The organism is Parendozoicomonas haliclonae (assembly GCF_900174585.1).
Classification (GTDB): domain Bacteria; phylum Pseudomonadota; class Gammaproteobacteria; order Pseudomonadales; family Endozoicomonadaceae; genus Sansalvadorimonas; species Sansalvadorimonas haliclonae.
Window position 1 is genome coordinate 503,834 of sequence record NZ_FWPT01000002.1, and the last position, 13,953, is coordinate 517,786.

Sequence of the window (13,953 nt, forward strand, 5' to 3'; positions counted from 1 at the left end):
TATGGCGGTCTATAACTTTGAAGCTCTGGATGCCCGTGGGCGTAAAACCAAAGGCGTGCGTGAAGCAGACAGCCCGCGTCATCTGCGTCAGTTGTTACGGAGCGATGGCCTTTCTCCTGTCACTGTTGAGCTTGGTGCAGAGAAAGCGGTTCGCAGCAAAACCTCGTTTACCCTGTTTCAGCGTCGTGCCTCTACGGCCGATATTGCACTGCTGACCCGTCAGCTGGCGACTCTGGTTGCTGCGGCGATTCCCCTGGAAGAGTGCTTGCAGGCCCTGAGCCGTCAGGTACAGAAAGCGCACCTCAAAACCATGGTCACCAATATCCGTTCGCGGGTACTGGAAGGACAAACGCTGGCTGACAGTCTGGCGGCTTATCCCCATGCCTTTGATGGTTTATATCGTTCAATGGTCGCAGCGGGGGAAAAGTCCGGGCATCTCGATACCGTTCTGGAGCGTCTGGCGGATTACAACGAACAGCGTCAGCAGATTCAAAGCAAACTGGTACAGGCTATGGTCTATCCCACCATTCTGACTCTGGTTGCCGTTGGCGTTGTGGCGGCTTTGCTGACCACTGTCGTACCAACCGTGGTCGAGCAGTTCGCCCATCTTGGGCAGGATTTGCCGGCCATGACCCAGACCCTGATTACCCTTAGCGATTTTGTGCGGGCTTACGGCCTGCACCTGCTGGTTGGCTTACTCCTGACTCTGGTCGTACGACAAAGACTGCTGACCAACCCTAAACGTCGCCTGGTTCATGACCGCTGGCTTTTGAAGCTTCCAGTATTGGCCCCGGTGCTTGCCGGCGTTGATACCTCACGTTTTGCCCGCACGCTCAGCATCCTCACCAGCAGCAATATTCCCCTGCTGGATGGCATGAAAGTGTCTGGCGAGGTAATGAGCAACAGCCATATTCGGGAGAGCATCCGTCAGTCTGCAGAACGGGTTCGCGAAGGTACCAGCCTGTGGCAGGCCCTGGAACAGACTCAACTCTTCCCCCCAATGATGCTGCATATCATCGCCAGCGGTGAGAAGTCCGGTGAGCTGGAATCCATGCTGGCACGAGCCGCTGATGCCCAGGATCGTCTGTTCGACAACCAGGTTTCCGTAGCACTGGGCATCTTTGGCCCGCTGCTGATTTTGATTATGGCCGGCATGGTGTTGTTTATCGTGATGGCGATTCTCACCCCAATGCTGGATTTGAACTCGTTAATTGCCGGCTAGCCGTGACGATTAACGAATGTACTGAATAACCTGCCAGGAATAAGAAGTTAATGCGCAAACAAACCCGTTTCCGTAATGGAAAAGCTACCCGCAAACAGCAGGGTTTTACCCTGTTGGAGATCATGGTGGTTATCGTGATTCTGGGCGTTCTGGCCAGCATGGTCGCACCCAATGTGATTGGCAATAAAGACAAGGCCGATCAGCAAAAAGCTGTCAGCGATATTATCGCGCTGGAAAATGCACTGGATATGTACCGTCTGGATAACAGCATTTATCCATCCACTGATCAGGGGCTGGAAGCGCTGGTATCCAAACCATCCGGCAACCCGGAGCCACGCAGCTACCGCAACGATGGCTATATCCGTCGTCTGCCGCAAGATCCATGGGGTAACGACTACCTGATGCAGAGCCCGGGGCAATTCGGCAGCATTGATGTGTTCTCTGCAGGCCCTGACAATCAGGCTGGCAATGACGACGATATCGGCAACTGGAACATTAATTCCTGATGCTGAAGGCTTCCCCTCGTGTCCCTAAAAACAACAGGGGCTTTACTCTGCTGGAAATTCTGCTGGTTCTGTTACTTATGGGACTGGCCGGTTCTGTTGTGGTGGGCCGGGTGATGCCGGAAAACAGTCGGGGGGAAGCCATCAAACAGGCCGAACGTTTTGCGGCACTGACAGGTTTACTGCGCGATCAGGCCCTGCAGCAAGGTAAAGAGTATGGGGTGCAGTTCGACAAGACCGGCTATCGCTTTCTGCGGCTTGCTCATAGCCAGTGGCAGACAGTAGACAATGACCGTCGGCTGAAACCACAAAGCCTGGATACAGACTTTGGCGTGGTGTTTACTCCCGGTGAGAGTGTCTGGCTGGAAAGCCTAGAACACGAAGACCTGCAAGAAGAAGACGACGACAACGAACAGCCTACAAACCTGCCAGATATCTATCTTTGGTCGTCCGGTGAGATCAGCCCCGGCGAGCTGGTGTTTCGCTCGGTTAAACCGGAATTAAAGGTCGTACTACAAGAGAGTGGTGATATCTACGTCATCGAGAACAACTCCGATGGGAAGGCATCATGACTCGCGAGCTATCCATCCGTAACAGTGCCGGCTTTACTCTGCTGGAAGTGCTGCTGGCTTTAACCATTCTGGCTCTGGTCGCTATTCCGACTCTGCAGGCTACCCGGGAAAACATTGTTAATACCCATGCTCTGAAGCAAAAGGCTGTCGCACGCTGGGTTGCAGACAATGAGATGGAACAGATTCACCTTGAAGGCCGGTGGCCCGGACTCCAATGGAGCAAGCAGACCCGCGAGTTTTCTGGTCAGGAGTGGCATGTTCGCCGCCGCAGTGTCGAAACCGCCAGTGATGACTTCCGGATGATTGAGGTGGATGTGCGCCTGTCTCCCGACACCACAGAGCCAACCCTGGCCAGTTTACAGAGTTACATGTTCAGACGATGACCAGACCAGGGATGAAATGTAACACCAGCCAGCGAGGCTTTACCCTGCTGGAGATGCTGGTCGCTATCGCCATATTTGCCATGATCAGCCTCAGCGCCTATCAGCTGATGTCGGCCATGATGGATGCTCGAACCATCACGGCATCTGTGCATCAAAGGATGCAGTCCATCAATACGGCGCTGGTCGTTTTGGAGCAGGACTTTCGTCATATTGTCGATCGAGGTCTGCGGATTGATGGGCGCATGTCGTCCCAAAGTCTTTTCTCGGATGAGAATATGCTGGAGTCCGACGATGAAGCGATCAGCTTTACCCGTTCCCAGTGGCGAAACCCTCAGTACACCCTGCCACGCTCTGAACTGCAGAAGATTTCCTACCGGCTGAAAGAGCACCGACTTGAGCGGCTTTATCACTACACGCTGGATCCGGCAGAAAATACCGAGCCTGAGATTCGACCATTGCTGGATAAGATCACCCAACTGGAATTCCGGTTCTTTATAAATGGCAGCTGGCAGGAGTCGTTTACCGAGCAGAACACCTTCCCGCAGGGCGTTATGGTTCGCCTGCAGCTGGAAGATATAGGCGAGATACTACGGGTCTTTTCGCTTCCTGAACCATGGGGAGCGAATGAATGAGACAACAAAGAGGCGTAGCGTTGCTCACCGTTCTACTCATTGTTGCCATGATGGCTTTGTTGATGAGCGAGATCACCTTTGGCTTTCGCAATCAGGTTCGTAACGCCACCACCGGTGCTGAACTTGATCAGGCTCGCTGGTATGCCCGCTCGGCAGAAGAGCTGGCTATTCAGATACTACATCAGACTTTTACTGATGATGGGGATGTTATTCATCTGGGGCAGGCCTGGGCGACAGAAGGAATGGTATTCCCGGTGGAGTATGGTGTGATCGCCGGTTCCATCATTGATGCCCAAAGCTGCTTTAACCTCAATGCACTGGATATCGAGAGTCTGGACGATGCAAAAGCCGCTCAGCCCCTGCAGATATTCACAACACTGCTTGATACTCTTGAAGTAGACAGTGGCGAGGCCGAGGATATTGCCCGCGCGACCCGCGACTGGATGAATGCCGGAGCCGACAATATCCGCTATGGCGACAGCACTTATCTTGGTCGTCCTCTGCCGTCCCTGACCGGTCGTACCCTGATGCGTGACAACAGTGAGTGGCGAACAATTGAAGGTGTGAATGCGGCTCTCGCCAGAAAAGTTATGCCTTACCTGTGTGCCCTGCCGACAAGGGAACTGCTGTTGAACGTCAACACTATCAGTGCAGAGCAGCCCGAATTACTGTCAGCCCTGTTTCAGGAGCGCCTCGCCGTTAACGAGGCAAGAGATATTCTGGAAAACCGTCCTGTAAACGGCTGGAGCTCTGTTTCTGACTTTATCGGTGATTCCCAGCTGGGCCCGGATATTGTCGGTGAAGCAACACCACACCTCACGACAGAGAGCGCTTATTTTCTGGTGAAGGCATCGGCCAGAGCCGGTGAATCCGAAACCGGCATCATCAGCCTGCTTTATCGAATGAAAAACAAAGGATTATCCGTTGTCTCCAGAAAATCTGGAGCCTTGATGTAACGGTTATGAAAGGAATACATCGCAGAATGGTTGTTATACGTTGTAAAGGTGAGTCCCGTGGATAACAACCTTATTATTTGGTTACCGGCCTCTGAGATGGAGCCGGTATTTTGGCTGACCCGCTCTGAACAAGGGCAACTGTCGGTGAGTAACCTGCTCACACAGCAGCTGGGCAAGCTGGCTGAACAGCTGCCTGGCCGAAAAGTTACAGTACTGGTTCCGGGTGAAGCCGTTACGCTTCATAGCCTGGAACAGGCAGGAAAGATTAACTCTGCCGTTTATCAGTCCCTGCGCTGGCGCCTGGAAGACGATATTGCGGAAGATGTTGAGCAATTGCATATCGCCGTGCTTGAGCAGGCTGATGGAATTGCACATTTGGCTAGTGTCAGTCAGGCCAGAATGGAGCAGTGGCAGAGTTGGCTGGCGGGTGCAGAGATTGAGAGCAACCAATGGCTTCCCGATACTCTGGCCTTGCCTTGGAATGAAGGTGAGATATCTATTTTCCATAAGGAGAAGAAGTCTCTTGTTCGTTCCGGGCAATATACAACAGCGGTATGCGAAGAGAGCTGGATGCCGCTCTATCTTCGCAGTATTGATTCCGATGAGCTTGCCCACAAAGAGCTGTCTGTGGATTCTGTGTTTGAAGTCGCCAGCCGCTCTTCACTGAATCTGCTGCAGGGCAGCTGGCAGCCCCGCTCTAAAACAATGTTGCAGGTTCGAGTCTGGCGTAGAGCCGCTGTTCTGGCGGTGCTTTCTCTAACTCTTTTTCTTGGCCAGAGCATAACGCTGAACACGCGCCTTGAAGCTCAGAATCAAACTCTTCAGCAACAGGCCAAAGACATCTACCAGCAGCTTTTTCCTGGCGAGCGTATTGTGCGCCTTGAATCCCAACTCAAGCAGAAGCTGGCCAGTCTGCAGGGCAGCAAGCAAACAGAAGTTGTGACTATGCCTCTATTGCTTGAGCAACTGGCTCCAGCGTTCACCAGCGTGCCGGCCTTTCAAACGATGGATATGGAGTACAACCTGAGTCGAGAAGAGCTACGAATCACAGCGCAAAGCGTCGATTTTGAAAGCTTTGAGCGATTCCGAGAATCCGCTCCAACATCCTTACAGGTGACGATCGAAAGCACAGAGCAACAGAACAAGCTGGTAAAAGGCACGGTTATTGTAAAAGCCTCTACCGAAGGAGCGGCATCATGAGCAATCCGTCGCCTTTCTTGGGGCTTACAGTATTCACAGAGCAATACCAGCAGCTAAGGGCTCGTTTCAGCCGTTACTGGCATGGATTATCTTTGCGGGAACGTCGTCTGTTTATGGTAATGGCACCGGTAGTCGGGGTCTGGATTATCTGGATGGGTATCGTCTATCCGATAAATAGCAAAACCCAACAACTGCAGGGACAGCTATACAGCAATGAACAAATGCTGGGCAGAGTACACTCTTTCGCCAGTGCGATTACTGCGTTAAAGGCTGAAGGCCATAGCGTTTCAACATTAACAGATCAGCCTCTGAATCGGGTGATCAATCAGTCGGCCAGCAAAGCCAAACTGACCATTAGCAGCATGCGCAGCCAGGCAGACAGTGTTCAGGTTCAATTGGCCAATGCACCGTTTACCCAGATCATGGACTGGATTGCCAACCTAGAACAAAGCAATATTGTCGCCAGCCATGTGCGATTTGAAAAAACCGACCGCCCCGGCGTGGTTTCAACAGCAAGACTGGAGTTCAAGCGTTTATGAGAGCTGGAAGAAAGACCGCTTTAGCCGGACTGGCAGTGCTGGCCTTTGCCGGTTTTATGACAGCCTATGCCCCGGCACATTTGATTCATTATGCACCACTGCCTGCCGGTCTGAGCATCAACCAGCCAGAAGGCACAATCTGGTCAGGAAAGACCAGCAGCGTGACGTATAGCTCAGTTCAGATTCCTGATGTGCAGTGGCAGGTGAACCCTGCCAGCCTGCTGACCGGACAAGTAGAGATCACCTTTCAGGCCGGAGGGCATCAGGAAGCTATCATGGCATCCGGAACGCTCTATCTCGATCAGACAACCCTGACGCTTGATAATGTTGAAGGTGAAGCTGATCTTAATTGGCTCAATCAGCAGCTGCCGAGAAGAAACCGCATCCCAGCTCAGCTGGGCGGCTATGCGTTCCTGAATCTTGAGAGTCTGGAATTAAACCAAACATCCTGCCTGGCACTGGATGGTGAATTAACGGTGAACAAAGGTCGAATTAACAGCGTATTTGGCAACCTGCCTTTGGGTAGCACAGAAGCGGATTTGAGCTGTTCCGGCAATCAGGTTAAAGCGTTGTTTAACCAGAGTTCTAAACAGCTCAATGCCAATGGACAGCTGACTCTCAGCCCGGGCCGGTACGCTTTGAGCACAACCATTCGCCCTTCCAGCCAGATGCCTAAATCCATGCAGCAGGGTCTGGCAATGCTTGGCCGGAAGTCAGCGGATGGAAGTTATGCTGTTTCCTGGAATGGACGCTGGTAATTATTACCAACCCATTTTAAGCCCTTTCACCCCTGCGCTGCGGGGGTAACCTGACTTTCCTTGATCATTCGGTAGATAGAGATACCGTTACTGACCACAAAGCTGGCTTCAATCAAACTGCCACCAATGGAACCCGCCAGCACATTATGCAGCAGCCAGCAGCAAGAGCTGGACAACAGAATCAAACGCAGTGGCACACCGGTAATGGAGAACAGCGCCCATGATGTCAGCAGGGAACCGATGACAGGCGGAATCTCATACCACTGCTCAATATTGGGAACTGCCATCATCAGGATCAGGCCGATAAACGCCAGCATCATCCATTTTGACTTGGATTTAATAGACACTAGATTGCGAATGCCATTAATAGCAACATTAACAGCCGTTCCCTGTGTTCCTAACAGAAAGAAATGCACTGCCATAACAAAGCAATAGAGCGCCATCAGGACACGAAACCGGATATCATCCTTTTGCAAGAATCCATAGATACCCACAAAGAAGGCCGCAATACCTATAAGCTGGGCAATTAACATCATTTTCCCCAAAGGTAGGATGGAACCACAGGCCATCCGCCCTACAACAAGGCCAGCTGAAATATTTTTTAGGTCACCCTCAGGACTGAGGGTAAGGACTGTCGTTTATCTATAAAACGACACTTCTCTGAAGTCACGCGACTTTACAAACTGATGCTATGCGCAAGCCATGTCTTTAGCTGCGCACAGTTCAGATTTCAGATTCGTTCAAATTACCATCACAGCGCAGCTACTGTACTTCCCAGTTCGGTGGAGACAGACTGCCCGGCATTACGTAACTGCTGAAGAATCTCCGGCATAAACTCTTCATCCAGACGGAATGTAGGAATGGAAATACTGATACCGGCAATCGGCATGTTATTCCGGTCAAAAACGGGTACAGCAAAGCAACGAACATTTAACTCATGTTCCTGATCATCCATTGCATAGCCGCGTCCTTGTATCGTGATTAACTCCTCATCCCACTGTCCCTGGCTCACGATTGTGTTTTCAGTAAAGCGGGTGAAAGGTGCAACTCCAGCCTGAATTCGCCCCTCCTCTTCCGGAAGAGCTGCAGAAATTGCTTTACCGATTGCCGTACAGTGAACCGGCGCTCTGCGTCCCACCTTAGAAACCAGCTGTAAAGCATGCCGGGATGGAATCTTGTGCAAATACACCATAGCGCCATCTTCAATAGAACCAAGGTGCACAGTTTCACCGGTTAAATCGCTGAGCTTCTGCATATACTCACCGGCAATACTGATGATATCGAGGTGATCGATAATCTGGGAACTGAGCTCAAACAGTTTCATGGTCAAGCGATACCGCTCTGTATTCGCCTGCTGTTTGACATACCCCATGCTTTCAAGGGTCTTAACAAAACGGTGGATCGTGGCTTTGGGGAGCTTGAGCCTATCGGCCAGATCTGAAATCCCGGCATCGGGATGGGTCGCCATATCTTCCAGTATGGCGAACACCCGCACTACGGCGGAAACAGTTGAGGTATTTTCCATGACGAGACAAATAATTAACCCAGTTACTGCAGAACATTTTCAGCAGCACCAGTCAAAATTCAAACCATATTTATGAGAAAACTGGCCGTTTTCAGCTCAACTGAAACCTAACCAAGCAGAGAAGTTTCGCTTATCACGGACGATGATAGTCTGCTCGATACTTAAATACATTGTCTCACAACAGTAATATCCGTCTTTTTACCTACATATAGTAGGCAAAGTCACAATCCCTTCGCGAACGTGTCACTTTATAAAGAGCAGACTGGTTTTCACCAGATATCAGGCTATACCTGTGAACCTCTACTCTTGAGGCACCCCCATGACTATTGCGTCCAATATTGGAAAGGCTCACCTTCACCCCGATCGCCTCTTCTCTGCTGATACCAATATACGTGCTGTAGCCCGAGAGATTTACAACAGTATCCAGGGGCTGCCAATCATTAGTCCCCATGGCCATACTGACCCGCGCTGGTACGCGGAAAACAAGCGCTTTGATAACCCGGCCGCATTTCTGGTTATTCCAGATCATTATGTATTCCGGATGCTCTACAGTCAGGGCATTGAGCTGGAGGAGCTGGGCATTCCCAGTGTTGATGGCACGCCGGTGGAACAGGATCCCCGCAAAATCTGGCGTTTATTTGCAAAGAATTTTCACCTTTATCGCGGCACTCCAACCAAACTCTGGATGACCCATTCCCTGAGTGAAGTCCTGGGTGTGGATGAACCCTTATGCGAAGCCTCTGCAGACAGAATTTACGACCATATCGAAGCCTGCCTGGCCTCGGACGCATTTCTTCCTCGTACTCTGTTTGAAAAATTTAATATCGAGGCGCTGGCCACTACTGAGTTCGCTGTCGACACCCTTGAGCACCATAAAACCATCAATAGTTCCGGCTGGCGAGGGCGGGTAATCACAACATTTCGGCCTGACGATATCACCAACCCACAGCATCCATTGTTTCAAACCAATATCAAAATCCTTGGCGAGCAGACCGGCGAGGAAACAAGCCGCTGGACAGGTTATCTCGAAGCAATCCGCAAGCGCCGAGCCTTCTTTAAGGAGATGGGAGCCACAGCAACCGATCATGGTTTTCCCACAGCTTTTACTACGATTCTGACGGAAACCCAGTGTCAGAACCTGTTGACCAAGGCTATTGCTGGCGTCTGCACTCCGGAAGAAGCCGAGCTGTTTCGTGGGCATATGCTGGTTGAAAATGCCCGTATGAGTTGTGATGACGGTTTGGTCATGCAGATACACGTCGGCTGCTATCGCAACCATAATCCGCTGATCTACAAACACTTCGGGCAGGACAAGGGCTGCGATATCCCAACACGTATCGATTTCGTAAATGGCTTTCGCCCGCTTCTCAATGAAGTGGGCAACAATCCCAATATGACCATCATCGCCTTCAGCCTGGATGAGAGTTCCTACAGCCGGGAAATCGCTCCCTTGGCTGGTCACTACCCTGCCTTGAAAATTGGTCCGGCCTGGTGGTTCCATGACTCACCGGAGGGGATGAAGCGCTATCGTCGTCAGATCACAGAGACAGCCGGCTTTTATAATACTGTTGGCTTCAATGACGATACCCGGGCCTTTCTTTCGATTCCCGCACGCCATGATGTTGCCCGTCGGGTAGACTCCAACTTTCTGGCTCATTACGTCTGCGAGCATCTACTGACACTGGAGGAAGCTCTCGATATCGCCCATGACCTGACCTATACACTGCCCAGAAAAGCTTACAAGCTGGACACGCAGGTAAAGACACCATGAGCATGGAGCAGACCTGGCGCTGGTACGGTCCGAATGACCCGGTCTCGTTGCGAGATATCCGCCAGACCGGAGCAACCGGTATCGTCACCGCACTCCACCATATTCCCAATGGGGATACTTGGAGCATTGCAGAAATCCGAGACCGCAAACGGCTGATTGAGTGGGATAACGAGCGTGATAGCCCAACCGGGCTGAGCTGGTCAGTCGTCGAGAGTGTTCCCGTCAGTGAAGATATCAAGAAACGTACCGGTGACTTTGCCCGGCATATTACGAATTACCAGCAAACACTTCAGAATCTGGCAGCCTGCGGCATTGATGTTGTTGTGTATAACTTTATGCCAGTGCTGGACTGGACCCGCACAGACCTGGCCTGGGAATACCATGACGGTTCAAAAGCTCTGCGCTATGACCACACGGCTTTTGCTGCTTTTGACTTGCACCTGCTTAAACGTCCCGGCGCGGAACAGGATTACGATGCTAGCACTCAAGAGAAAGCACAGGTGTACTTTGAGAGCATGAGCGATGAGGACAAGGCTCAGCTAATCAAAAATATTATTGCCGGTCTTCCCGGTGCCGAAGAGGGCTACACCCTGCAGCAATTTCAGGATGCTCTGGACAGCTACGACGAAATTGATGCGGACACACTGCGCAACCACCTTTTTCGCTTTCTGGAAGCTGTTGTGCCGGTTGCCGAAGAGTGTGGAGTACTCTTGGCGATCCATCCTGATGATCCGCCTCGTCCTATTCTCGGACTGCCCCGGATTGCCAGTACTGAAGAAGACTATCGCCAGATAATCGAAGCGGTAAACAGCCTGTCTAATGGCATCACGTTTTGTACTGGCTCTCTGGGTGCACAGCACCATATTGATCTTCCGGGTATGGTGAAACGTCTGGGTTCCCATATTCACTTTACCCACCTACGCAGCACTCAGTTTGAAGACGACGGGTACAGCTTTCACGAAGCCGACCATCTGACGGGTGACGTTAATATGTACCAAGTCATGCTGGCATTATTGGAAGAACAGCGAAGACGGGAAAAAGAAGGTCGTAAGGATCGGAGAATGCCGCTCCGCCCTGATCATGGACATCAGATGCTGGATGATTTGAACAAAAAGACCAACCCCGGATACTCCTGTATTGGCCGTATGCGTGGTCTGGCGGAATTAAGGGGCATGATGATGGCTATCGAGAACGCGCTTGAAAATCAGGAGCAAACCTCAAGTCCATGAACAAATAACCCCCGACCAGAATCCACCGGACGGGGGTTATCGTTGTATGCGACAAGATTAGAGGGTTACACCACTCTTAAAGATCGCCAGTTCACGGAAGTCATTCACCTCATTGCGAACCTGCTTACCATTTACACAGTCAACCAGATAATCAACAAACAGCTCATGCAGGTCTTCCATGGAGATATCTTCAATCAAACGACCCGCGTTAAAATCAATCCAGTTTGGTTTGTTCGCTGCCAGTTCGCTGTTGGTTGCGATCTTCATGGTTGGAACAAAACCACCGTAAGGTGTACCACGACCGGTCGTGAACAACACCATATGACAGCCAGCCGCGGCCAGAGCCGTTGTCGCCACAGCATCATTGCCCGGAGCTTCCAACAGGTTTAGGCCTGGAACCTTCAGGATCTCGCCATACTTCAGCACATCCTGCACAGGTGACTGACCCGCCTTCTGGGTGCAGCCCATGGACTTATCCTCAAGCGTGGAAATACCACCTTTTTTATTACCCGGAGACGGGTTCTCGTAAACCACCTGACCATGGCGTTCAAAGTAGTCTTTAAAGCCATTTACCATCTCGACAGTCTTATCAAAGACTTCCTGGTTACAGCAACGCTCCATCAAGAGGGTTTCGGCGCCGAACATTTCCGGTACTTCAGTCAGCACAGACGTGCCGCCATTGTGAATGAGGTAATCGGAGAATACGCCCAGCAGGGGGTTGGCAGTAATGCCGGACAGGCCATCAGAGCCACCACACTCCAGACCAACCTTCAGTTCACCAATGGAGGCTGCTTCACGACGATCATTACGCATGGATTCATAAAGGGCTTTCAGCCTCTCCACACCCGCTTCGATCTCATCCTGTTCCTGCTGACAGATCATGAAATCAACACGCAGGTTCTCGCAGTCCACACCTTCACGGAAAGCGGCAACCTGATTGTTCTCACAGCCAAGCCCAACAACCATAACGGCACCGGCATTCGGGTGACGAACCATGTTTTGCAGAATGGTCTTGGTTGTTTCATGGTCATCCCCCATCTGGGAGCAACCGTAAGGGTGAGGAAGAGCATAAACGCCGTCGATATCTTCCGGGTTTACCTCTTTTTTGAAACGCTCAACGATCTTCTGGGTAATACCATTCACGCAGCTGACCGTTGGAATCACCCACAGCTCATTCCGAATACCGATTTCACCGCTTTTTCTACGGTAAACATTAATTTTGCGTTCACGGGATGTTACGGTGAATTCAGGGAACGACGGCTCGTAACTGTACTCTTCAGCGCCTTCAAGGGAGGTCTTGATATTGTGGGTATGAACCCACTCACCCGCCTTGATGGAAGTGGTTGCATGACCGATCGGCAGCCCATATTTAATAATCGCCTGACCGGCTTCAATATTCTGCGCCGCAATCTTGTGACCACGGCCGATCTCTTCCAGAAGCGCGATCGCGTCACCAGACTGTGCGGTAATCTGCTCTCCCGCCTTCAAATCGCCGAGAGCAACAATCACATTATCAGATTTGTGAATAATGATGCTTTGTTTGGTGGTCATTACAGCTCCTTACAGCTGGAACCAAAGTCTAAAGAGCAGCCCATTTCCCGGGACACGCACTCTCCAGCCTTACACAATTGACTGATGACTTCCGGCATAAGCTCTTCATTAATCCGGAAGACAGGAATCGATATGCTGATACCGGCTACCGATTTATTGGTTTGGTCAAATACAGGTACAGCAAAACAACGGACGCTCAGCTCATGTTCCTGATCATCAATGGCATAGGAACGCGCCCTTACAGTATCAAGCTCTTGTCGCCACCCTTCCGGAGTGGTGATCGTGTGCTCGGTAAAACGCTGAAATTCAATAGCCTTAAGCAAGTCGCGCATTTGATGGTCTGACCACGACGACACTATAGCCTTGCCAATGGCTGTACAGTGCAATGGCGCTCTGCGTCCTACCCGGGAAACAAGTTGTAATGCATGGCGGGAGGGTATTTTGTGCAGATAGACTATAGATGCTTCGTCAAAGACTGCCAGATGGACTGTTTCACCGGTCAAATCCGCCAGCCCGCGCATGTAAGGGTCTGCGATACTGACCAGATCCAGACTCTCAGTTACCCTGGAGGAGAGCTCAAACAGCTTCATTGTCAGCGTGTAATGTTCGGATTCCGGAAACTGGCGAACATAGCCAAGGTTTTCCAGTGTTTTCACAAAACGGTGAACCGTTGCTTTTGGGAGTTCCAGCTCCTGAGCCAGATCACTAACACCGATTTCACCGTCATCGCTCATCTTTTCCAGAATCGAGAAAAGCCTGACCACGGCTGAAACTAACGAGGAATTATCCATATAAATGAAACTGCAAACTGGATTTATGGCGCTCCCAATACAGCCCCATACAGGCTATCAAGCATCAAAGGAGATGCCTGAAAGACAAACGGTGACTAAATAAGAGATGTCAGTATGGATTTACATCAAGAATGAAGAGCTCTGCCCAGGGTAACGATTACTACTGCCATAAAATAATGCAGCTTTAAAAAGCAGAATAAAAATTCAACAACTGTTTTCTAAATAAATAAGAGGTGTCTAATAAATAATAACCAAACCTAAAGAAACGCTTTGGTTAATTTCTAAACACTCTATTCAGAAGACATCTATCTACGTGGTGCC

The 13,953-nt window shown here is 50.9% G+C and carries 15 protein-coding genes; 11 read left to right on the forward strand and 4 right to left on the reverse strand.

Annotation, left to right across the window (positions count from 1 at the left end):
* Position 1 precedes the first annotated feature (1 nt).
* The 9 genes from gspF to EHSB41UT_RS05490 are packed head-to-tail and all read left to right on the forward strand — an operon-like array spanning position 2 to position 6,765.
* Positions 2 to 1,222 (forward strand): type II secretion system inner membrane protein GspF, encoded by a 1,221-nt coding sequence (gene gspF, locus EHSB41UT_RS05450; RefSeq protein ID WP_087107584.1) that lies wholly within the window; start codon positions 2 to 4, stop codon positions 1,220 to 1,222.
* Between the two features lie 50 nt (positions 1,223 to 1,272).
* Positions 1,273 to 1,728 (forward strand): type II secretion system major pseudopilin GspG, encoded by a 456-nt coding sequence (gspG, locus tag EHSB41UT_RS05455; protein ID WP_087107586.1) that lies wholly within the window; start codon positions 1,273 to 1,275, stop codon positions 1,726 to 1,728.
* Entirely contained in the window at positions 1,728 to 2,297 is a 570-nt protein-coding gene (gene gspH / locus EHSB41UT_RS05460) for a type II secretion system minor pseudopilin GspH (RefSeq protein WP_087107588.1), read from the forward strand. The genes gspG and gspH overlap by 1 nt, the downstream gene beginning before the upstream one ends.
* Positions 2,294 to 2,680 (forward strand): type II secretion system minor pseudopilin GspI, encoded by a 387-nt coding sequence (gspI, locus tag EHSB41UT_RS05465; RefSeq protein WP_087107590.1) that lies wholly within the window; start codon positions 2,294 to 2,296, stop codon positions 2,678 to 2,680. Before gspH ends, gspI begins: the two co-directional genes overlap by 4 nt.
* An 11-nt stretch (positions 2,681 to 2,691) precedes the next feature.
* Positions 2,692 to 3,312 carry a type II secretion system minor pseudopilin GspJ gene (gene gspJ / locus EHSB41UT_RS05470; RefSeq protein ID WP_165767159.1) on the forward strand — a complete coding sequence of 207 codons (621 nt, stop codon included), beginning with the start codon at positions 2,692 to 2,694 and terminating at the stop codon, positions 3,310 to 3,312.
* Entirely contained in the window at positions 3,309 to 4,268 is a 960-nt protein-coding gene (gene gspK, locus EHSB41UT_RS05475; RefSeq protein WP_087107594.1) for a type II secretion system minor pseudopilin GspK, read from the forward strand. Before gspJ ends, gspK begins: the two co-directional genes overlap by 4 nt.
* Positions 4,269 to 4,325: 57 nt before the next feature.
* Positions 4,326 to 5,468 (forward strand): type II secretion system protein GspL, encoded by a 1,143-nt coding sequence (gspL, locus tag EHSB41UT_RS05480; RefSeq protein ID WP_087107596.1) that lies wholly within the window; start codon positions 4,326 to 4,328, stop codon positions 5,466 to 5,468.
* Positions 5,465 to 6,007 carry a type II secretion system protein GspM gene (gene gspM, locus EHSB41UT_RS05485; protein WP_087107598.1) on the forward strand — a complete coding sequence of 181 codons (543 nt, stop codon included), beginning with the start codon at positions 5,465 to 5,467 and terminating at the stop codon, positions 6,005 to 6,007. Before gspL ends, gspM begins: the two co-directional genes overlap by 4 nt.
* Positions 6,004 to 6,765, forward strand: coding sequence for a type II secretion system protein N (locus tag EHSB41UT_RS05490; RefSeq protein ID WP_087107599.1), 762 nt, complete (start codon positions 6,004 to 6,006; stop codon positions 6,763 to 6,765). The genes gspM and EHSB41UT_RS05490 overlap by 4 nt, the downstream gene beginning before the upstream one ends.
* A 26-nt stretch (positions 6,766 to 6,791) precedes the next feature.
* Here EHSB41UT_RS05490 and EHSB41UT_RS05495 read toward each other — a convergent pair whose 3' ends face one another.
* Both EHSB41UT_RS05495 and EHSB41UT_RS05500 read right to left on the reverse strand, forming a co-directional pair.
* Positions 6,792 to 7,301 carry a YgjV family protein gene (locus EHSB41UT_RS05495; RefSeq protein ID WP_242667241.1) on the reverse strand — a complete coding sequence of 170 codons (510 nt, stop codon included), beginning with the start codon at positions 7,299 to 7,301 and terminating at the stop codon, positions 6,792 to 6,794.
* Positions 7,302 to 7,516: 215 nt separating this feature from the next.
* On the reverse strand, positions 7,517 to 8,290 hold the full coding sequence (locus tag EHSB41UT_RS05500) for an IclR family transcriptional regulator (protein ID WP_087107601.1): 774 nt from the start codon (positions 8,288 to 8,290) through the stop codon (positions 7,517 to 7,519).
* Between the two features lie 319 nt (positions 8,291 to 8,609).
* Between EHSB41UT_RS05500 and uxaC the strand changes: the two genes are divergently transcribed.
* Positions 8,610 to 10,061 carry a glucuronate isomerase gene (gene uxaC / locus EHSB41UT_RS05505; RefSeq protein ID WP_087107603.1) on the forward strand — a complete coding sequence of 484 codons (1,452 nt, stop codon included), beginning with the start codon at positions 8,610 to 8,612 and terminating at the stop codon, positions 10,059 to 10,061.
* Between the two features lie 2 nt (positions 10,062 to 10,063).
* Complete coding sequence (uxuA, locus tag EHSB41UT_RS05510; RefSeq protein ID WP_087107991.1) at positions 10,064 to 11,290, forward strand: mannonate dehydratase; 1,227 nt, start codon at positions 10,064 to 10,066, stop codon at positions 11,288 to 11,290.
* A 57-nt stretch (positions 11,291 to 11,347) separates the two neighbouring features.
* Here the strand turns inward: uxuA and EHSB41UT_RS05515 are convergent, their stop codons facing one another.
* On the reverse strand, positions 11,348 to 12,841 hold the full coding sequence (locus tag EHSB41UT_RS05515) for a UxaA family hydrolase (protein ID WP_087107605.1): 1,494 nt from the start codon (positions 12,839 to 12,841) through the stop codon (positions 11,348 to 11,350).
* The gene (locus EHSB41UT_RS05520) at positions 12,841 to 13,632 is read right to left on the reverse strand and encodes an IclR family transcriptional regulator domain-containing protein (RefSeq protein ID WP_087107607.1); all 792 of its coding nucleotides are present in this window, start codon (positions 13,630 to 13,632) and stop codon (positions 12,841 to 12,843) included. Before EHSB41UT_RS05520 ends, EHSB41UT_RS05515 begins: the two co-directional genes overlap by 1 nt.
* Positions 13,633 to 13,953 lie beyond the last annotated feature (321 nt).